Annotated in this window: 15 protein-coding genes and 1 tRNA gene; 13 read left to right on the forward strand and 3 right to left on the reverse strand. The window is 34.1% G+C overall.

Annotation, left to right across the window (positions count from 1 at the left end; all coding sequences use genetic code 11):
- Nucleotides 1–300: 300 nt before the first annotated feature.
- Nucleotides 301–1,443 carry an acyl-CoA dehydrogenase gene (locus tag Q0829_RS11550; RefSeq protein ID WP_298542848.1) on the reverse strand — a complete coding sequence of 381 codons (1,143 nt, stop codon included), beginning with the start codon at nt 1,441–1,443 and terminating at the stop codon, nt 301–303.
- A 443-nt stretch (nt 1,444–1,886) separates the two neighbouring features.
- On the opposite strand from Q0829_RS11550, the gene Q0829_RS11555 reads away from it, so the two are divergent.
- From Q0829_RS11555 to Q0829_RS11595, 9 genes are all read left to right on the forward strand, one after another.
- The gene (locus Q0829_RS11555) at nt 1,887–3,113 is read left to right on the forward strand and encodes a Glu/Leu/Phe/Val dehydrogenase dimerization domain-containing protein (protein ID WP_298542851.1); all 1,227 of its coding nucleotides are present in this window, start codon (nt 1,887–1,889) and stop codon (nt 3,111–3,113) included.
- A 26-nt stretch (nt 3,114–3,139) separates the two neighbouring features.
- A complete protein-coding gene (gene nhaB, locus Q0829_RS11560; protein ID WP_298542853.1) occupies nt 3,140–4,612 on the forward strand; it encodes a sodium/proton antiporter NhaB in 1,473 nt (490 codons plus the stop codon).
- An 86-nt stretch (nt 4,613–4,698) separates the two neighbouring features.
- Nucleotides 4,699–5,385: a MotA/TolQ/ExbB proton channel family protein gene (locus tag Q0829_RS11565; protein ID WP_298544372.1), complete on the forward strand. Its 687-nt coding sequence runs from the start codon at nt 4,699–4,701 to the stop codon at nt 5,383–5,385.
- A 1-nt stretch (nt 5,386) separates the two neighbouring features.
- Nucleotides 5,387–5,779, forward strand: coding sequence for a biopolymer transporter ExbD (locus Q0829_RS11570; RefSeq protein ID WP_118460732.1), 393 nt, complete (start codon nt 5,387–5,389; stop codon nt 5,777–5,779).
- 3 nt (nt 5,780–5,782) lie between these two features.
- Nucleotides 5,783–6,682, forward strand: a complete 900-nt coding sequence (locus tag Q0829_RS11575; protein ID WP_298542856.1) for an energy transducer TonB — start codon at nt 5,783–5,785, stop codon at nt 6,680–6,682.
- Between the two features lie 142 nt (nt 6,683–6,824).
- Entirely contained in the window at nt 6,825–8,042 is a 1,218-nt protein-coding gene (locus Q0829_RS11580; RefSeq protein WP_298544375.1) for a folylpolyglutamate synthase/dihydrofolate synthase family protein, read from the forward strand.
- Nucleotides 8,043–8,128: 86 nt separating this feature from the next.
- A tRNA-Val gene (locus tag Q0829_RS11585) sits at nt 8,129–8,203 on the forward strand.
- Between the two features lie 175 nt (nt 8,204–8,378).
- A complete protein-coding gene (locus tag Q0829_RS11590) occupies nt 8,379–9,212 on the forward strand; it encodes a mechanosensitive ion channel domain-containing protein (protein WP_298542859.1) in 834 nt (277 codons plus the stop codon).
- Between the two features lie 135 nt (nt 9,213–9,347).
- The gene (locus tag Q0829_RS11595; RefSeq protein WP_298542862.1) at nt 9,348–10,430 is read left to right on the forward strand and encodes a DUF2652 domain-containing protein; all 1,083 of its coding nucleotides are present in this window, start codon (nt 9,348–9,350) and stop codon (nt 10,428–10,430) included.
- A 17-nt stretch (nt 10,431–10,447) separates the two neighbouring features.
- Here the strand turns inward: Q0829_RS11595 and murF are convergent, their stop codons facing one another.
- Nucleotides 10,448–11,725, reverse strand: a complete 1,278-nt coding sequence (gene murF / locus Q0829_RS11600; protein ID WP_298542864.1) for a UDP-N-acetylmuramoyl-tripeptide--D-alanyl-D-alanine ligase — start codon at nt 11,723–11,725, stop codon at nt 10,448–10,450.
- Between the two features lie 79 nt (nt 11,726–11,804).
- Nucleotides 11,805–13,478, reverse strand: a complete 1,674-nt coding sequence (gldJ, locus tag Q0829_RS11605; RefSeq protein WP_298542865.1) for a gliding motility lipoprotein GldJ — start codon at nt 13,476–13,478, stop codon at nt 11,805–11,807.
- 213 nt (nt 13,479–13,691) lie between these two features.
- On the opposite strand from gldJ, the gene porU reads away from it, so the two are divergent.
- The 4 genes from porU (at nt 13,692) to pdhA (ending at nt 20,567) form a co-directional block, all read left to right on the forward strand.
- Complete coding sequence (porU, locus tag Q0829_RS11610; RefSeq protein WP_298542868.1) at nt 13,692–17,528, forward strand: type IX secretion system sortase PorU; 3,837 nt, start codon at nt 13,692–13,694, stop codon at nt 17,526–17,528.
- A gap of 40 nt (nt 17,529–17,568) precedes the next feature.
- Nucleotides 17,569–18,726: a type IX secretion system outer membrane channel protein PorV gene (porV, locus tag Q0829_RS11615; protein ID WP_298542870.1), complete on the forward strand. Its 1,158-nt coding sequence runs from the start codon at nt 17,569–17,571 to the stop codon at nt 18,724–18,726.
- 199 nt (nt 18,727–18,925) lie between these two features.
- On the forward strand, nt 18,926–19,408 hold the full coding sequence (locus Q0829_RS11620; protein ID WP_298542872.1) for a cytidine deaminase: 483 nt from the start codon (nt 18,926–18,928) through the stop codon (nt 19,406–19,408).
- 157 nt (nt 19,409–19,565) lie between these two features.
- Nucleotides 19,566–20,567 (forward strand): pyruvate dehydrogenase (acetyl-transferring) E1 component subunit alpha, encoded by a 1,002-nt coding sequence (pdhA, locus tag Q0829_RS11625; protein WP_298542874.1) that lies wholly within the window; start codon nt 19,566–19,568, stop codon nt 20,565–20,567.
- Nucleotides 20,568–20,569 lie beyond the last annotated feature (2 nt).

Consider the following 20,569-nt stretch of genomic DNA (forward strand, 5'->3'; position numbering starts at 1 on the left):
TTTAAAATAATTATACAAAAAATTATAGTGATTTAGATAAAGAGATATGTGCTTACGAATATCTAGGATCTTGAATAATTTCAGATGATTTTTATGAATGTATGCCAGCTTAATGGTTTACATATAATTAAATAGATGTTAGATAAAACCAATCAAATAGATAATTATATAGGTTTCTTCAGACAGTGTACGAGATAGGCTTGTTGGCTTATGCATTCTTAAATAAGATATTTAGTAAAAATACAAACCCCCAAATCGTATTAACGATTTGGGGGTTTTAAATAGAGAATATTTAACTAATTAATCTCTAAGAATACTTCTGGAAATTACAATTTTCTGTATTTCACTTGTACCTTCATATATCTGAGTGATTTTGGCATCTCTCATTAATCGTTCTACATGATATTCTTTTACAAAACCGTTTCCACCATGAACTTGTACTGCTTCTACCGTTACATCCATAGCAGCCTGTGACGCAGCTAATTTGGCCATAGCGCCAGATAAATCATAATTTTCGTGATTATCTTTGTCCATTGCTGCTTTATATACTAACATTCTTGCAGATTCAATTTGTACATGCATATCAGCAAGCTTAAATGCAATAGCTTGATGATTCATAATTTCTGTTCCAAAAGCTTTACGTACTTTAGAATATTCTTTTGCTAGTTCATACGCTCCCTGAGCGATACCTAATGCTTGAGCAGCGATACCAATACGACCTCCAGCTAATGTTTTCATTGCAAATTTGAATCCGAAACCATCTTCTCCAATTCGATTTTCTTTTGGAACTTTTACGTCATTAAAAATAAGAGAATGAGTATCACTTCCTCTAATTCCTAATTTATCTTCTTTTGGACCAATCTCAAAACCTTCCCATCCTTTTTCTACAATGAATGCATTGATTCCACGATGTTTCTTTTCTTTGTCTGTTTGCGCAATAACCAAGTAATAATCTGAAGTTCCTCCGTTAGTAATCCAGTTTTTGGTTCCATTAAGGATATAGTGATCACCTTTGTCTATTGCAGTAGTTCTTTGTGAAGTTGCATCACTACCAGCTTCAGGTTCAGATAAGCAAAATGCTCCAATAGATTCTCCAGTAGTTAATTTGGAGAGATATTTTTCTTTTTGTTCAGGAGTTCCATAAGTGTCAAGTCCCCAACATACCAAAGAATTATTAACTGATACAATTACGGAACAAGAAGCATCTATTTTAGATAATTCTTCCATAACCAGTACATATGAAAGAGTATCCATACCTCCACCTCCATACTCTGGCGAAGCCATCATTCCTAAAAATCCCAGTTCACCCATTTTTTTGACCTGTTCTGTAGGAAATTCTTGCTTGTTATCTCTTTCGATTACTCCTGGCAATAATTCAGCTTTTGCAAAATCACGAGCAGCATCGCGTATCATTAATTGTTCTTCGGATAGTTTAAAGTCCATATTTGATCCTAATTTACTGTGCGTGCATAACACGCGAATTCAACTTTTTGATGAAAATAAGTCGAGATAAACTCGATATTTTTATTAATTCTACAAATATAAGTTATAATAGAATAGTTTTGATGTTTTTTTCGTTTTTTGATTTGTTCTTTTATAAGGCCAATTTTTATAGGTTTTAGAATTTTGTATGACCCGGTTTTTGATATTCATTCTTTGTTTAAAAAAAGGAAATAATTTTTGAATTATTATTTTTTTAATTTGAGCTTTCACCCTATTTAGTTTTTTATATTTGTGAAGTCCCTTATTGGACATTATTTTCAATTTATTAAAGAACATTTTTTTATGAGACAGCACTAACTCCGTAATGGAGGTATATTTAATTAGAAATTTAGATAAAATAGTGTCTTACGACAAAAGCGGGTACATAAATTGAAATTTTAAAAATGAAAGAATTATTAAAGAAATACGAAAATAAAACCCCAGAAATAGTTTTTAACTGGAAGGATTCTGAAACTGAAGCAGAAGGTTGGGCGGTTATCAATTCATTAAGAGGAGGAGCTGCTGGTGGTGGTACAAGAATGCGTCTAGGGTTGGATATGAATGAAGTCCTTTCTTTAGCAAAAACCATGGAAGTGAAGTTCACGGTTTCAGGACCTAATATCGGTGGGGCAAAGTCAGGAATTAATTTTGATCCTAATGACCCAAGAAAAAAGGGGGTGCTAGAAAGATGGTACAAAGCAGTTTCACCATTGCTGAAAAGCTATTACGGAACAGGTGGAGATTTAAATGTTGATGAAATTCATGAAGTAATTCCAATAACAGAAAACTGTGGGGTTTGGCATCCTCAAGAAGGTGTTTTTAATGGTCATTTTCAGCCTACAGAAGCAGACAAGATAAACAGAATAGGACAGTTGCGTCAGGGAGTGATAAAAGTTTTAGAAAATACTACATTTTCGCCTGATGTATCAAGAAAGTATACTGTTGCCGATATGATTACCGGATATGGAGTTGCAGAGGCGGTTAGACATTATTATGATATTTATGGTGGAACTGTAAAAGGTAAAAAGGCAATAGTTCAAGGGTTTGGTAATGTTGGATCTGCTGCTGCCTATTATCTTTCCGAAATGGGAGCAAAAGTTGTAGGTATTATAGATCACGCTGGTGGATTGATAAATGAGGATGGGTTTACATTTGAAGAAATTAAAGAGCTTTACCTTAATAAAAAAGGAAATAAGTTATACAGTGAAACTTTGATTCCGTTTGAAGAACTAAATGATAAAATTTGGTCACTTCAGACAGAAATATTTACACCTTGTGCGGCGTCTAGATTAATAACAAAAAATCAGATTACGCAGATGATAAACTCAGGGTTGGAAGTTATCTCTTGCGGAGCTAATGTTCCTTTTGCAGATAAAGAAATATTTTTCGGAACCATTATGGAATATACAGATGAGCAAGTCAGTTTAATTCCTGATTTTATTTCTAATTGTGGAATGGCCAGAGTATTTGCATATTTTATGGAGAGAAGAGTTTTGATGACTGACGAAGCAATTTTTAATGATACCTCACAAACCATTAAAGATGCAATGCAGAGGATTTTTGATACGAATAATTCTAAAACTAATATAAGTAGAACCGCGTTTGAATTAGCATTCAAGCAGTTGGTATAATTGTAACACAAATAATAGCGTATACTATGTTAAAATATTTTCTGGGCAACAGCCCAAAATGGTTTAAAACCATCATGATAGGATTTCTCATTTTTAATGTGTTTTCTTATTTTGTGCTAGGTCCAACAGTCACTGCATGGTTGTTTATCGGAGAGTTTATTTTTACACTTGCCATGGCTTTAAAATGCTATCCCCTGCAATCTGGTGGTTTATTAGCAATAGAAATTTTAGCGTTAAACCTTACTACACCTAAGAATGCCTATCACGAAGTAGATCAAAACCTAGAAGTAGTTCTGCTATTGGTGTTTATGGTGGCTGGTATTTATTTTATGAAACCTTTGTTAATGTACATCTTTAGTAAAGTGTTTACTAAGATTAAATCAAAGATGATATTGTCCATGCTCTTCGTTTTTCTGTCAGCTGTACTTTCTGCTTTTCTGGATGCCTTAACAGTAACAGCGGTTTTAATTAGTGTAGCTGTTGGTTTCTATGGGGTGTATCATAAGATTCATTCTATGCCAGCTTCAGATTTTGATCATGATGGTACATTAGACAGAAAAGAATTAAGTGGTGAAACATTAGAGCAATTTAGAAGTTTTTTAAGAAGCTTAGTGATGCATGGTGTTGTAGGTACCGCGCTAGGAGGAGTTTGTACGTTGGTTGGTGAGCCTCAAAATTTGCTTATTGGAGAGCGAATGGGGTGGGATTTTATAGAATTTTTTATTAAAATGGCTCCAATAACGTTACCTGTTTTAGCAGCAGGATTATTGACAACCGTTGTTTTAGAACTGACTGGTTGGTTTGGTTTTGGAGCAAAACTACCTGAAGTTGCTAGACGAATTATCGAAAATTACACAGATCAAGAAGATGCGAATCGATCTGATAAATCTAAATACGGATTGATAGTGCAGGCCATATCAGCAATATTGTTAATTCTTGGTTTAGCGTTACATATAGCTCCTGTAGGGTTTATAGGCTTGGCATTGATTATTGTGCAAACTGCTTTTATGGGTATAACAGAAGAACACCAATTAGGGAAAGCTTTTGAAGAAGCCTTGCCGTTTACGGCTTTATTAGTTGTTTTCTTTGTAATAGTGGCAATGATTCATGATCAACACCTTTTTACACCAATCATTGATTGGGCACTAACTCTAGATCCAAGCAAACAACCTTCTATGTTTTATGTGGCTAATGGATTGTTATCTATGATCAGTGATAATGTATTTGTTGCAACTGTATATATTGGAGAAGTAAAACAAGCATTTGATAACGGAGCAATAACAAGAGAACAGTTTGAGAAATTGGCAATAGCAATAAATACAGGTACAAATTTACCGAGTGTTGCAACACCTAATGGTCAGGCGGCGTTCTTATTTTTATTAACCTCTTCTTTAGCCCCGTTGATAGGATTATCATACGGAAGAATGGTAAAAATGGCATTACCATATACTATTATACTTGGAGGAGTAGGTCTTTTAGGAATAATTTATGTATTATAACAGTAATTAAGAATATACTTAACCTATAGAAATAACGTTAGTATACTAACACTAAATTAACAAGAGCATATATGACCCATTTATTAATGTTTGGTATGTTGGCCCAAAATACCAAAGAAATTGATCCGGAAGTAGAAGAGAAAACATTGTCAATTATTGACTTATTACTCAGTGGTGGAGCTGCTGGGGTGACTATTATTGCAATACTTTTTGTGTTGTTATTTGTTGCGGTTTATATTTATTTCGAAAGAATTTTTGCCATAAAAGCTGCATCAAAAATTGATAAAAGTTTTATGGACCAAATTAGAGATAATGTAGCAAGTGGTAAAATTGAAGCCGCTAAAATCTTATGTGCACAAACTAATAATCCTGTTTCTAGATTGACTGAGAAAGGAATTTCTAGAATAGGTAATGCTTTGGAAGATATTAATAAAGCTATAGAAAATGCAGGTCGATTAGAAGTATATAAACTAGAAAAAAATGTAAGCATCCTTGCTACAGTAGCTGGTGCTGCACCTATGATTGGTTTTTTAGGTACTGTAATTGGTATGATTTTAGCATTCCATAATCTAGCTTCAAGTTCGGGAAGTGCTGATATGGGAACTTTGGCAGAAGGTATTTATACCGCAATGACTACTACAGTTGCAGGACTTGTTGTGGGTATTATAGCGTATATTGGATATAATCATTTGGTAGTTAGGACAGATAAAGTAATACACCAGATGGAGGCTACGGCAGTAGATTTCCTTGACTTGTTAAACGAACCTGCTTAATATGAATTTAAGAGGAAGAAATAAAGTAAGTCCAGAATTTAGTATGTCTTCTATGACAGACATTGTGTTTCTGTTGCTAGTGTTCTTTTTATTAACATCACCAACAATAACTCCAGAAGCATTAGACTTGATATTGCCTAAAGCAAAAGGAAAAAGTTCTAACGTACAGAACATATCGGTTAGTATTACCAATAAGTTACAGTACTATGTGGATAATGAGAGAATAAGTCAAAGTAGGTTAGAGTCTACCTTGAAATCTAAATTATCAGGTCAAAATGAGCCTACTATTATTCTTAGAGCAGAAGAAGGAGTGCCAATAGAAAAGGCTGTAGGGGTTATGGATATAGCTAATAGAAATAGATTTAAAGTAATCCTGGCAGTAAAACCAGAATAATTAATGCTGAAGTTAGATACTAAACATAAAAAGAAGTCTTTTATAATCACGACAATATTACACGTGGCTATTATTTTTCTATTGTTTTATTTAGGGTTAGGCGCTTTGGATCCTACCCCAGAAGGAGGTATTGCAGTTAATTTTGGAACTACGCTTACTGGATCAGGAGATATACAGCCTAAAGAAGCTATTAAATCATCTCCAAAACAAACTACTCCAGAACCAACTCCGGTTACACCAGAACCTGAGCCAGAAACTCCAGAGATTACCGAAGAGGTGGTTACACAAGACTTAGAAGACGCTCCGGTAGTAGAAGAAAAACCAAAAAAAGAACCTAAAAAAAAGGTCGAAAAACCGAAAGAAAAACCAAAAGATAAACCAGTAGAACAAAAGCCGGTTGAGAAACCTATAGAAAAACCAGTAGAGAAAGTTGAAGAGAAGAAACCAGATCCTAAACCTGATAAATCAACTCTAGATATATTGGATAGTTTTTCTAATGGCCCTAAAAGCGATGGAAAAGCAAAAGGAGGAGAAGGTGATGATGGTAAACCGGGTGATAAAGGAAATCCAAACGGTAACCCGTATGCAACTAGTTACTATGGTCAACCTGGTCCTGGAGGGACAGGAGGAGTTGGTTATGGTCTTAATGGAAGAGGACGTCCTACTAATTCTGCAGTGGAACAGAAATGTAACGAAGCAGGTAGAGTCGTTGTTAAAATTGTAGTGAATAGAGAAGGTAAGGTTATTCAAGCAACCCCAGGTGTTAAGGGGACTACTAATAGTGCAAAATGTCTTCTGGATCCTGCAAGAAAAACAGCACTTACCTTCAGATGGAAAGCAGATCAGAAAGCTCCAGTTAAACAAATAGGATTTGTAGAAGTAACTTTCGGCCTAGGAGAATAATCACGAATAATCAAGACGATAATTACACTGCTAAGAATTTTTCTTAAATAAGAATTAGTACCTTTATTCGATTTTTAAACAGTAGAAAAATAACTCTCTATATTATAGGTTTAGTTGCATTTTTCAAGTTAAATAAACAGTTATCGACTATCAAGAAACTTTAGGTTGGATGTTCGCACAGTTGCCGATGTATCAGCGTCAGGGTGCAAGTGCTTATAAAATTGATTTAACTAATACGGTTAAACTTGCTTCATATCTTGATAATCCTGAATCCAAGTTTAAAAGTATTCATGTTGCAGGAACAAATGGTAAAGGGTCTACTAGCCATATGCTTGCATCAATTTTGCAAGAATCAGGATATAAAGTTGGTTTGTATACATCTCCTCATCTTAAAGATTTTAGGGAGCGAATTCGGATTAATGGCGAGGTAGTTAGTGAAGAGTATGTGGTTAGTTTTATTGCTTCTCATAAACAATATTTTGAAGTAAATCAGCTTTCTTTTTTCGAGATGACTGTGGGATTAGCATTTCAATATTTTGCCGACTCACAAGTAGATGTTGTATTAGTCGAAGTAGGCTTAGGAGGAAGATTAGATTCTACCAATATTATAACACCAGAAATATCTGTTATCACCAATATTGGATTAGATCACACACAGTTTTTAGGAAATACATTGTCAGAAATAGCATCGGAAAAAGCTGGAATTATCAAAAAGAATGTTCCAGTGGTAGTTGGGCGAACTACAATTGAAACGAAGAAAGTTTTCATTAATAAAGCGTTGTCGCTTCAAAGTGATATTTTCTTTGCGTCAGATTATCAAGGAGATATATTTGATACAGATCTAAAGGGGGCTTACCAAAAGGAGAATGTAAAAACGGTATTACAGACGGTTTCTGTTTTACAAGAACAAGGTTGGGGTATCGATCAACAGCATATCTATAAGGGTTTTAGAAACGTAGTGAATAATACAGGTTTACTGGGGAGATGGCAAATCCTACAAGAAAATCCTAAAGTGATATGCGATACAGCTCATAATGAAGATGGTTTGCAATTGGTTATGGAGCAGTTGTCAAATGAAAAATTTGCTAAACTTCATATTGTTATTGGGGTTGTTAATGATAAAGATTTGAAGAGTATATTGCCTCTGTTTCCAAATCATGCAACATACTATTTTGCAAAACCAGAAATAACAAGAGGGTTAGATGAAGAGATATTAAAAAAAGAAGCGTTAAAATTTAATTTAAAAGGAGAAAGCTATACTTCGGTAAAATTAGCTTACAAGACTGCAATACAGATGGCTAGCAAGGATGATTTAGTGTATGTAGGTGGTAGTACATTTGTTGTAGCAGAAATAATTTAATTTTTCTTTAAAAATCTTTTGGTAGACTGTAAAACTGTCTTATATTTGCATCCGCAATCAGGAATAAGGGTTGCACAAAACATAGAGGGCAATTAGCTCAGTTGGTTCAGAGCACCTCGTTTACACCGAGGGGGTCGGGGGTTCGAATCCCTCATTGCCCACTTAAATTTTAAAAACCATTCATTTATTTGAATGGTTTTTTGTTGTTAATGGTCTGTCCTTTTTAAAATAGAATCAATATCTGTTAAAGAGAGGGATAGGAATTTATGAGAGTTGTAAAGTGGACTTTAATTGAGAACAATTATTTTTGAATATTAAAATAAATTTTTGAATAAAATGGATAAGCTAGGATTTACAAAAGAGAACTGGGATCTATTCGTGACTTGGGTTTGGGACTTTTTGCCTGGATTGATTTCGGCGATAATCATATTTTTTGTTGGTATATGGATTATCAATGTTTTCAGTAGAGCACTTCGTAGGTTTTTTCAAAAGAAAGACTATGATGAAACATTAGAGAGATTTTTATATGATCTAATAAATATTGGGCTTAAGATTTTACTTATTGTATTAGTTGTTACTCAATTAGGAGTTCAGACCTCTTCTCTTGTTGCGATCTTAGGTGCGGCAGGATTGGCGATAGGATTGGCGTTACAAGGGTCTCTTTCTAACTTTGCAGGAGGAGTGTTAATTTTATTTTTTAAGCCTTTTAAGATTGGTGATTTTATAGAGGCTCAAGGTGTTTCAGGTACAGTAAAAGAGATTTCTATATTCACTACTAAGTTAAATACTTCGGGAAATCAGTTAGCCGTTATTCCAAACGGTAAAATATCTAATGGTAACATTATTAATTATTCATCAGAGGATAAGAGAAAAGATAAAATCGAAATTGGAATTTCTTATGATAGTAATATCAAAGAAGCTAAGGAAATTATACTGGATTTGATTAACGCTCAGGAAAAAGTTATTAAAGATCCAGCTCCAGAAATATATGTTTCAGAGCTTGGGGATAGTGCAGTAACATTATCATTACGTTTTTGGGCACTTAATGAAGATTTCTGGGCAGTTCATTTTTATACATTAGAAGAGATGAAAAAACGCCTCAAATCTAAAGGTATTTCGATACCTTTTCCACAAAGCGATGTGCATCTTTATGCTAAAGAATCAAAATGATTCATATGATTTTTTGATTTTAAATGAAATAGAGCGTTTTATTAACGCTTTAATTCCTAAATATTATATAAAAGCATCTGGTCTTTAATAGAAATCATTAGATTTATTCTATATCACTATTAATACTTTTGCGTAATGTCTAATTCTTTACTTTTTATTCCTGATATATCGGGGTATACACAGTTTGTTCAAACTACAGAAGTAGCGCATAGTCAACATGTGATAGCAGAATTGCTAGAAATTTTGATTAAAGCGAATACTCAAAAAATGAGATTAGCGGAAGTGGAAGGCGATGCATTGTTTTTTTATAAAGATGGAGAGGTTCCTTCTCAAGAAAAATTGTTAGCACAAATAGAGACGATGTTTACGGCTTTTTATAGTCATCTTAAGTTGTTAGAAAAGAATCGTGTTTGTCCTTGTAATGCTTGTGCAACGGCGCCTAATCTTCAGTTGAAAATTATAGCACATTGTGGGGAGTTACAATTCATAACGGTTCAAAATAAAAGTAAGCCATTTGGACAAGTAGTTATAGAGGCACATAGGTTGCTTAAGAATTCAATTTCTAGTAATAATTATGTGTTGCTAAGTGATAATCTGTCTGATGTTATAGGTATTCCTTCTCATTATAAAAGTCAGTTATTTGATTTTTCTACCAATCAAGATACGTATGATGGTAAGAATATTGGGTATTTATTTTCTGAAATTGATAAAGAAAAGTTGAAGCTTACCTCTTATGAAACTCCTTATGAAGTTCAATTTACGAGTTCGCCAGGGTTGGTGATAGAAAAAGATTATAAGATTCCTGCACAAGAATTGTTAGAGTATATTACTAATTATAGTTACCGTCATCATTGGGTTAATGGAGTTGATGAATTTGAGTATAATCCAGATGAAGTAACTCGCTTAGGAACTGAACATGTTTGTGTTATAGATGGAAAACGATTAAATTTTACCACAGTGACTAAAACTGTTCAGTCGGGGCGTCTTGTATATGGAGAGTATACGACAGATGTTCCCGTTATTGATTCGGTTCATCAGTTTTATATAATTATTCCAACTTCTGAAAATTCGTGTAGTTTAGTAATGGAATTATATCCAAAAGCAAAATCGATTTTTAAAAAAATTATGTTGCATTTAGTTATGAAAAGAGCTTTTAGGAAGTCTATAAATACTTCTCTTAATAATCTGGAAAATTATATAGGTAATAAGAGAGTGTAGGCTTGATTTAGTATTGCTTAAATCAAATCTAAAATACGTTCGAGTTTCATCCCCCTTGATCCTTTAATAAGAATAGCTCCCTGTATTTGTTCCAAGGATTCATGTTCTTTAAGATCTTCAAAGGACCTGTATTTTCTAATACGAGTATCTTCTGTTGAGGTGTCAAAAAAGTTTTTGCCAATCAGGTAAATGGCGTTACAAGATGTTTGGATAAGTAGATCTGCTATTTTTTGATGTTCTTCTAAAGACATATGACCAAGTTCAAACATGTCACCAAGAAAAACTGTTTTGTAGTCGTATGCTAATTCTTGGAAGTTGCTTATCGCAGCACTCATGCTAGATGGATTGGCGTTATAAGCATCTAGTATGATGGTAGATTTGTTTTTTTCTATAATCTGAGAACGGTTGTTAGACGGAATATAAGACTCGATAGCAGTTTTAATCTGTTCAGGGCTAATTTTAAAATAATGACCAATGCTTATAGCTGCCGCGATATTTGTAAAATTATAAGAGCCTATAAGGTTGCTGTTTATAGTGTTGTTTTTATATTGTACACTTACCATTGGATTAACTGCTTGTAGCTTAACGTTTACATTACTGTCCGAAGTTTGGGAAAATGTAAATGTATCAATCCCTTCTGAAGCTCTAGAGAGCTTGAGGTCTTCTGCATTTAGAAAAACAAGATTGTTTTGTTTTTTTAGATATTGATAAAGCTCGGTTTTCCCTTGTAAAACGCCTTCTAGACTTCCAAATCCTTCTATATGAGCTTTTCCTATATTTGTTATATAACCAAAATCTGGATGAGTAATATTACATAAGAATTCTATTTCTTTTATATGATTGGCTCCCATTTCTACAATCCCAATTTCGGTGCTTTTATTCATTGATAAAAGAGTAAGAGGAACCCCTATATGATTGTTTAGGTTACCGGTAGTGGCTGTCGTATTGTACGTTGATGAAAGAACGCAATTGATTAATTCTTTTGTTGTGGTCTTGCCATTACTTCCTGTAAGTGCTATTATGGGGATGTTTAGATGTTTTCTATGATACGTTGCTAGATCTTGTAGCGTTTTTAGAACATCATCGGCAAGAATGTATTTTTCAGAAGCTAAAAATTTTTCATCATCAATTATAGCATAAGAAGCACCACTTTTAATTGCTTGTTCCGCATATCTATTGCCATTAAAATTATCTCCTTTTAAGGCAAAAAAAAGGTTGTTGCTTTTGATTTTTCTAGTGTCAGTGCAAACACCACTGCTTTCTAAGAATAATTTATGTATTCCGGCCGTATCCATTTATTATAATTGTATTAAAAAGCCCTGTACATAAATGTCAGGGCTTTGTATTTATTAACGAACAAATAAAATTTATTTTTTATCTAGGCGCTCTATGCTTAGGTGTTTTTTTGTTTTTAGCTTTTTCACCTACACGAGACATTGCATTTCTAAATCCAATGTAATCAGTAGACATATCCTGAGGGAAGAATCTTCTCTGTGCAGGATCTAACCAATATGCTCTATCTTTCCAAGAACCTCCTTTGTATACTCTTACTTCTTCACTTACAATAGTAGTTCTTTTGCTAGATTCATCATATCTTCTATCTAACTTAGTGCTATCTTCTGCGCTAGGTTCTACACTATGAATAGGAGAGTTGTACATTCTTCTGTTAGGAATGTTCTCATCCTGGAACCCTTCGTAATATCTTGATGAGCTTTTATCACCATCTCTAAAATTACGATTATCACTTTGAGTAAAGTTAGTTCTTAGGTATGTTTCGTTTTCGTCTACAGGAGTTTGTAGGATACCTCCTGGTAATACTCTTGCTACAATCTTACCGTTACTTAAGGTATCATAGATAATAGAATCTGTTGTTACGATCTTTACAGTTCCATCAGGGTTAATTGCATTTTTAGTATATACATTCCCTCTGTAGTAGTTAAAGTCATTATACTCATCATCTACAATTGGTCTGTATACATCTGCTACCCATTCTGCAACATTACCAGCCATATCATAAAGACCATAATCATTAGGGTCATAAGATGCTACTGGAGCCGTAATATCAGCACCATCATCACTCCATCCAGCAATACCACCGTAGTCACCATCACCTTGCTTAAAGTTAGCCAATTGATCTCCACGAGTTCTTCTTTTTCCTGAACGTGTATATTGTCCATCCCAAGGATATTTTTTTCTACCTCTGTAAATATTATAACTTCTTAACTCTACTAATCCTAAAGCAGCATATTCCCATTCAGCTTCAGTTGGTAGTCTGTATTTTGGTAAAAGTAATCCATCCTTACGTTGGATATATAGTCCTGTAGAATCATTTCTTTTTTCGTAATTTTCTGATTCTTTACCTCCTCTGGTTGCTTCGTCATTACCTCCATAAGTTTGAGAAGGAGCATTTAAATAAGTATCAGTATTAAAAGTACTTTCTGCAGACACATCTTCAAAAGGAGCATTTTTTTTGATGACTCTTTCTTCTTCTAGGATTCTTTCATTTACACGGTCTGTTCTCCATTTACTAAATTCTACAGCCTGAATCCAGTTAACACCAACTACTGGGTAGTTAGCATATGCTGGGTGACGTAGGTAATTATTGGTCATCATTTCATTGAAACCTAAACGGTTTCTCCATACCAATGTATCAGGTAATGCACCGTGATATATGTTTTTGTACTTTGGTTCTGTAGGTGGATATACGCCTTTTAACCAATCAAGATATTCCAGATACATTACGTTAGTAACTTCCGTTTCGTCCATATAAAAGGACTGAACGTGCTGCTGAGTAGGGGTGTTGTTCCAGTCATGCATTACATCATCCTGTACTCGTCCCATGGTGAAGGTTCCTCCCTCAACAAAAACTAGACCTGGTCCTGTTTCTTGTTCTTTGTAATTAGTGTTTACTTGGAATCCACCATCTTTGGAGTTGTATTTCCATCCAGTGGCTCTAGAACTGTTGCCGTAATCTGTCTTGTTACAGCTAAACAGTAAGATACTAATGGCAAGAACCATTAGCGACTTAAAAACTAACGCGTTTTTCATAATTTTAAGTTCGTTAAAGTAGAAATTAGGGCTCGCAATATAATAATTAACGTTAAATTTACCCTAATATTTTTAAAATAATATCAAATCGTGGAAAAATTATGTTTTTACGATTGACTTTGGTTTAACGCAATATTTCTATGTTTATTATTATTTTTGAATAAAAACCATAATTTACGGAACACTAAAACTGTGTTAAACCCGTTATACGCTATGATGAAGAAAATTACATTTTTATATGCGCTACTGATTTCTGCTTTCATTTCTGCCCAGCAAACAGTACATATTGATATTGACTGGAAAGATGTAGAAATTAGTACATCCGATAATATTTCGTTTACTGTTCCAGGGTTTAACGAGGAAAACTTTGAATATCGGGATGATATTGGAGTACAATTCACTACAAAATGGAAAGAATCAGGAGAAATTAATGAAGCAACTGCTAGGTTAGATAACATTGTTTATAAGAACATTTCGAAAACAGAATTAAAGGATTTAGATTTAAACTTAATCCCAAAAAAACTTACTTATAAGATACGCTCCATTAATTCCAGAAATAAAAAAGCTGGTTTTGCAAGTTTATCACCTATTATAAGAAATGGGAATACTGTTAAAAAAATAGTATCATTTGATGTTGTTTATCAGAAAGGTGCTCGTAAAGTAAATACTAAGAGATTTCCGATAAGTAATTCGGTCCTGGCTTCTGGAGATTGGTTTCGTTTTTATGTGGATAAGACAGGAGTTTTTAAAATAACACCAGGGTTTTTAAGTAGCTTAGGAATGGATGTATCTTCAATAAATCCAAGTACAATAAAGATTTATGGTAATGGAGGGCAAATGATGCCCTTGACTAATCAAGAAAATACAGAATTTGATTTAAGAGAAAATGCAATTCAGGTTATAGGTGGCGAAGATGGTAATTTTTCGGGAAATGATTATATCCTTTTTTATGGAGAAGACACTACAGGATATAGCGAGGAAAACATAACGAATATTAATTTATATGCTGATAAATCCTATTATTATGTAACTGCAGGAGGCACAAATGGAAGAAGGGTGTCTAATTATACCGAACCAGCAGGAGCAGCCGATACTCAGATTGATTCATTTACAGATTATCAATTTTATGAAGTAGATGAATATAACATTGCTAAAATTGGAAGGCGTTGGTTTGGGGATCGTTTTGATATACAGGCTAGTAGGAGTTATAATTTTGACATTCCTAATTTAATAACATCAGAACCAATTGAATTAAGAGTTCTTGCTGCTGCCACTTCGACTTCTTCATCAAGCTTAAATATTACAGCAAACGGAGTGCAAGCTGGTGTCTTAAATTTTTCTCAAATTTCAGGGTCCTCATTGGTTTCTCCTAGAGAGACTATTCAAAATGTTTCTTCTAGTTCTAACCAGGTTGTGGTTAATTTAAATTACAATAATAATGGAAACCCTTCTGCAATTGGTTATCTTGATTTTATAAGCTTAAAGTCAAAAAGAGCGTTAATCGGAACAAATTCTCAAATGCCATTTTTCTATGAAGAAGCTGCTGCATTAACTGGAATAGGGCAATACAATATATCAAATAGTGGTACTGTATCTCAGGTATGGGATGTGACGAATCCTCAAACTATAACTAGTATTGCTAATAATAATGCGTCGTCTACTTTGAGCTTTAAGGCTACTTTAGGAGAGTCTCGTCAGTATGTAGCTGTAGTATCAACAGATTACTTTGATCCATTGGTAGATCAGACGGCAAGAGTAGATAATCAAGATATTAAAGGAACTATTTTTCTAAATAATCAAGGACAATTCGAAGATATAGATTATTTAATTATTGTTAATAATTCATTAGTGCAATCTGCAAATAGACTTGCAGATCATCATAGAACATTGAATAATTATAATGTAAAAGTAGTAACACTTGATCAAATCTATCACGAATTCGGAAGTGGAAAACAAGATATCGTAGCAATTAGAAACTTAGTTAGATATGTATATGAAAATGCATCAAGCCCTAGTGAGCAACTAAAATATGTATGTCTTTTTGGGGATGGTTCAGTTGATTATAAGCGTTTGTTGTTAAAAGAAAATTGTTCCGATAGTAATATTGTGCCTACTTTTCAGAGTTTAAATAGTTTTTCATTAGTTAGTTCATTCGCAACTGATGATTTCTTTGGTTCTATGGATCCGACAGAAGGACAAATGGGAGCCAGTGATCAATTGGATATTGCTGTAGGGAGAATATTGGCAGATACTCCTCAATTAGCAAATACTATGGTTAGTAAAATTATAGATTATTCTGGAGAACAATCTTTTGGAAGATGGAGAAATTCTGTTTTACTAATAGCAGATGATGTGGATGAAGATTGGGAGGAGCAAATTCAGAGAATTCTGGATGAATTAGGTGATGAATTAGTTGAGAGAAAGCCATATCTTAATTTAACTAAAATATATGCAGATGCTTTTGAGCAGGAATCTTCAGCATCTGGGAGTAGATACCCAAAGGTAAATGAGGCGATTTCTAGTGCTATTGAGACAGGAGCCGTGGTTGTTGATTATTTTGGGCATGGAGGAGAAGATGGTTTAGCAAAAGAATTTATTTATAATAAATCTGATGTTACTGCATTGGCTAATACCAATAGACTTCCGGTTTTTATAACTGTTACTTGTGAGTTTGCAAAATTTGATAATCCCTGTAGAGAAACAGCAGGAGAACTTATGTTTAAAAATCCGCAGGGAGGCGCTATATCTCTTATTAGTACCACTAGAGATGTATTTGTAGGTGATGGGATTCTAATAAATAATAGATTGTCTGAGTTTTTGTTCCCAGATGGTTCTAATTTTCCAACAGTTGCAGAAGCTGTTAGGTTAATGAAGAATTCGCTATCCGGTACTAGAAAAAGAGTAGTTTTCTTCTTTGGAGATCCAGCTATGAAAATGGCTATTCCTAAACCCAATATTCGTTTGACCAGTATCAATGATACACCTATTACACAAGCTGTTGATACACTTAAGGCTTTAAGTAGAATTAAAATTTCGGGAGAAGTAGTTAATGAATCAGGAACTTTGTTATCCGATTATAATGGTGTTTTATCAGCGACCATCTATGATAAAGAAATCGACAGGAAGACCCTTGCTAATGATAATACTTTTGATTCAGGAGAACTTGTAATACTGGATTTTAAAACTTTAGGTGTAATTATTTTTAGAGGAAAAGCATCAGTAACAAATGGTATTTTTAATTTCGAGTTTATTGTGCCAAGGGATATTGGTATTCCGGTTGATACAGGAAGAATAAGTTTTTATTCTGCAAGAAATGGTGTGTTAGAAAATCAAACAGGTGCTGACCAGACAATTTTGGTAGGAGGATTAAATGAAAATGCGCCAGAGGATAATGTGGGGCCGCAAATCCAGTTATTTATGAATGATGAGAGTTTTGTTTCTGGAGGAGTAACTAATGATTCTCCGATACTAATTGCAAAACTTGAAGATGAAAACGGTATCAATACAGCTAGTGGTATAGGTCATGATATTTCTGCGATACTTGATGGAGATGAGTCTAATCCATTTATTCTTAACGACTTTTACGAGACAGAGGTAGATGATTTTACCAAAGGACTTGTTAATTTTAAGTTTAAAGATTTAGAGCCTGGTTTACACACGCTTACGTTTAAGGGGTGGGATGTTTATAATAATTCTTCTACTCAAGAAATTCAATTCGTGGTAGCAGAATCCACTGGTTTTACATTAAATAACGTATTAAACTATCCAAATCCATTCGTGAGTCATACCGAGTTTTGGTTTGAGCATTCTGGTGCGATCAGTGATGTTTTAGAAGTTCAGGTTCAGGTTTTTACTGTTTCGGGAAAAGTAATTTGGACAAATAATCAAACACTGTCGGGAAAAACAAGCTACAGAGAAGATATTCAATGGAATGGACGAGATGATTTTGGGGATAAATTAGGAAAAGGTGTTTATGTATATAAGATATCTGTAAAATCAACGTTAACAAATCAGCGGGTTGAGAAATTTGAAAAACTCGTTATACTATAAATAACTAAATAACTATATATTTGTCAAAATCAATTTTCACATGAAGAAGATCTTTATAATCAGCTTGGCGTTTATTTCGCTTTTGAACTTTCAAACGAATGCACAAGATGAAAGAAGTCAAACGGCAATTACAACAGCCGTTCCATTTTTACTAATTGCAGCAGATGCAAGAGCTGCAGGTTTAGCTGATCAGGGGGTAGCTACAACTCCTGATGCATTTTCACAACAATGGAATCCATCTAAATATGCTTTTATATCCAAGCAACAAGGAGTTGGTGTAAACTATACTCCATATTTAAGTAGTCTAGTAAACGATATAGGATTGGGAAACCTAACGTATTACAATAGATTTAGTGAGCGTAGTGCGGTTGCAGCTAGTTTTAAATACTTTAGTCTTGGTGAAATAGAATTTAGACAAAACGCTAATGACCTTGGATTGATTCAAAAACCAAACGAATTAACCTTTGATGTGTCTTATGTAACGCAGTTAAGTCCAACCTTTTCTATGGGGGTTACAGGACGTTATTTGAGATCTGATCTAAAATTAGACCAAGTGTCTGAAGCAGAAGCAGCAAGTAGTTTTGGAGTAGATGTATCCGCATATTATCAAAGTGAAGAAGTTGCATATAACTCTTTTAATGGTAGATGGAGAGCAGGATTAAATATATCTAATATTGGTCCTAAGTTAAAATATGATGATGCTGGGCAAGAAGATTTTATCCCAACTACTTTCAGATTAGGAGCTGGTTTTGATTTCCTTTTAGATGAGTATAACAGAATTACTCCGTCTATAGAGTTTGCTAAGTTATTGGTGCCAAGTCCTCAGGATTTTGATGGCGATGGTGATATCGATGCTTCGGATAATGCAGAATATCAAGAAATAAGTTCATTTGGCGCTATCTTTTCATCTTGGGGCGATGCAGATGGAGGTTTTAGTGAGGAATTAAAAGAATTTACCTGGTCGCTAGGTGGAGAATATGTTTATCGCGATGTATTCGCTTTTAGAGCAGGTTACTTTAATGAAGCAGAAGAAAAAGGAGCGCGTAAATTTGTGTCTCTTGGAGCAGGATTTAAATATACTATTGTTAATATAGATATTTCCTATTTGTTCTCTACATCTGCGGTAAGAAGTCCATTAGAAGGAACGCTTCGTTTCGGTCTTTCGTTTAATTTTGGAGAGGATTACTACGATAGATAGACAAAACGATCTAAATAATAATAAAAAGTATCAAGCGCTAATGTTTGATACTTTTTTTGTTTATAGTACATTGTGGATTCTTATACCAGGTACACTTTGAATTTAATTTAAAAGCATAAATGGTATTAATTATAAAATGGTACTAGCTACTAATACATAACCTAATTTGTTAGTAATACAATTATAAAAATTTGAATGCGTGAAAGAAATAGAAATCAAATCTACTCTGCAAGTATATGATTCATTAGAGGAGTTGCCACAAGATATTCAGGATTTAATGCAACAATCTTTTGATGTTAGAGATAAAGCCTATGCTCCATATTCTGAATTTTTAGTTGGAGCTGCATTGCTATTAGAGAATCAAGAAATTGTTCTGGGTAATAATCAAGAGAATGCTTGCTACCCTTCTGGCTTATGTGCAGAACGTGTAGCTATATTTGCAGCAGGCGCAAATTTTCCGGGTGTTCCAATCGTAAGAATGGCACTATCTGCAAAATCTTTAAAGCATCAGTTGATAACACCAACTCCACCTTGTGGAGCTTGTAGACAATCAATTGCAGAATATGAGCTAAATCAGGAGAAACCGATCGAGATTTATTTTATGGGAGAAACAGGAAAAGTAGTAAAATCTTATTCTTTAGCTAATTTATTGCCCCTTATTTTTGATAATTCGTATTTATAACGTTTTCGTACATTTTTATCCTTAACTCCTTTCTCCTTAATAACTAATATATTATTTTTGTTTTTCGCTTAATTGAAAAATAAGCATTCAAACCGGTAGTTGTTAGAGGGTGTTGGCAATAAAGCTGACTTAATTTTGAAATATCATTACATTTTAGATGAAAAAAGTAACTAAGGAAGTTTACCTGAAGTGGTACGAGGATATGCTTTTCTGGAGAAAGTTTGAAGACAAGCTTGCTCAAGTATATATCCAACAAAAAGTAAGAGGATTTTTACATTTATATAACGGTCAGGAGGCTATCTTAGCTGGTGCTTTGCACGCAATGGATCTTACCAAAGATAAGATGATTACAGCATACCGTAATCATGTGCAGCCTATCGGAATGGGTGTAGACCCTAAACGAGTAATGGCCGAATTGTATGGAAAAGGTACAGGTACTTCTCAAGGAATGGGAGGATCTATGCATATCTTTTCTAAAGAACATAGATTCTATGGAGGACACGGTATTGTTGGAGGACAGATTCCTTTGGGCGCTGGTTTAGCTTTTGGAGATAAATATCACAAAAGAGATGCTGTAACTTTAACCTTTATGGGTGATGGGGCTACACGTCAAGGATCGCTTCATGAAACTTTTAATTTAGCGATGTTATGGAATTTACCTGTAGTGTTTTGTGTAGAGAATAACGGATATGCTATGGGTACGTCTGTAGAAAGAACTGCTAATCATACTGATATATGGAAACTTGGACTCGGATATGAGATGCCTTGTGGCCCTGTAGATGCTATGAACCCCGTGAAAGTTGCAGAAGCGATGGATGAAGCAATTACCAGAGCTAGAACGGGTGGAGGTCCTACTTTTCTTGAATTGAAAACATATCGTTACAGAGGGCATTCTATGAGTGATGCGCAGAAATATCGTACCAAGGAAGAAGTAGCAGAATACCAGAAAATTGATCCAATTACGCAAGTTTTGGATATAATTAAGGATAAAAAATATGCAACTGATGATGAAATTGCTACTATTGACAAAAGAGTCAAAGATAAGGTTGCAGAATGTCAAAAATTTGCAGAAGAATCTCCATTCCCGGAGAAAAACTTGATGTATGACGTTGTATACGAACAAGAAGATTATCCATTTTTACCACACAAACCACAATAGAT

This window comes from uncultured Aquimarina sp., from assembly GCF_947492405.1.
Taxonomy (GTDB): domain Bacteria; phylum Bacteroidota; class Bacteroidia; order Flavobacteriales; family Flavobacteriaceae; genus Aquimarina.

Coding starts and splice junctions, on each gene's coding strand:
- Q0829_RS11550 (WP_298542848.1), bottom strand. CDS start 1,443: ATGGACTTTAAACTATCCGAAGAACAATTAATGATACGCGATGCTGCT.
- Q0829_RS11555 (WP_298542851.1), top strand. CDS start 1,887: ATGAAAGAATTATTAAAGAAATACGAAAATAAAACCCCAGAAATAGTT.
- nhaB (WP_298542853.1), top strand. CDS start 3,140: ATGTTAAAATATTTTCTGGGCAACAGCCCAAAATGGTTTAAAACCATC.
- Q0829_RS11565 (WP_298544372.1), top strand. CDS start 4,699: ATGTTTGGTATGTTGGCCCAAAATACCAAAGAAATTGATCCGGAAGTA.
- Q0829_RS11570 (WP_118460732.1), top strand. CDS start 5,387: ATGAATTTAAGAGGAAGAAATAAAGTAAGTCCAGAATTTAGTATGTCT.
- Q0829_RS11575 (WP_298542856.1), top strand. CDS start 5,783: ATGCTGAAGTTAGATACTAAACATAAAAAGAAGTCTTTTATAATCACG.
- Q0829_RS11590 (WP_298542859.1), top strand. CDS start 8,379: ATGGATAAGCTAGGATTTACAAAAGAGAACTGGGATCTATTCGTGACT.
- Q0829_RS11595 (WP_298542862.1), top strand. CDS start 9,348: ATGTCTAATTCTTTACTTTTTATTCCTGATATATCGGGGTATACACAG.
- murF (WP_298542864.1), bottom strand. CDS start 11,725: ATGGATACGGCCGGAATACATAAATTATTCTTAGAAAGCAGTGGTGTT.
- gldJ (WP_298542865.1), bottom strand. CDS start 13,478: ATGAAAAACGCGTTAGTTTTTAAGTCGCTAATGGTTCTTGCCATTAGT.
- porU (WP_298542868.1), top strand. CDS start 13,692: ATGATGAAGAAAATTACATTTTTATATGCGCTACTGATTTCTGCTTTC.
- porV (WP_298542870.1), top strand. CDS start 17,569: ATGAAGAAGATCTTTATAATCAGCTTGGCGTTTATTTCGCTTTTGAAC.
- pdhA (WP_298542874.1), top strand. CDS start 19,566: ATGAAAAAAGTAACTAAGGAAGTTTACCTGAAGTGGTACGAGGATATG.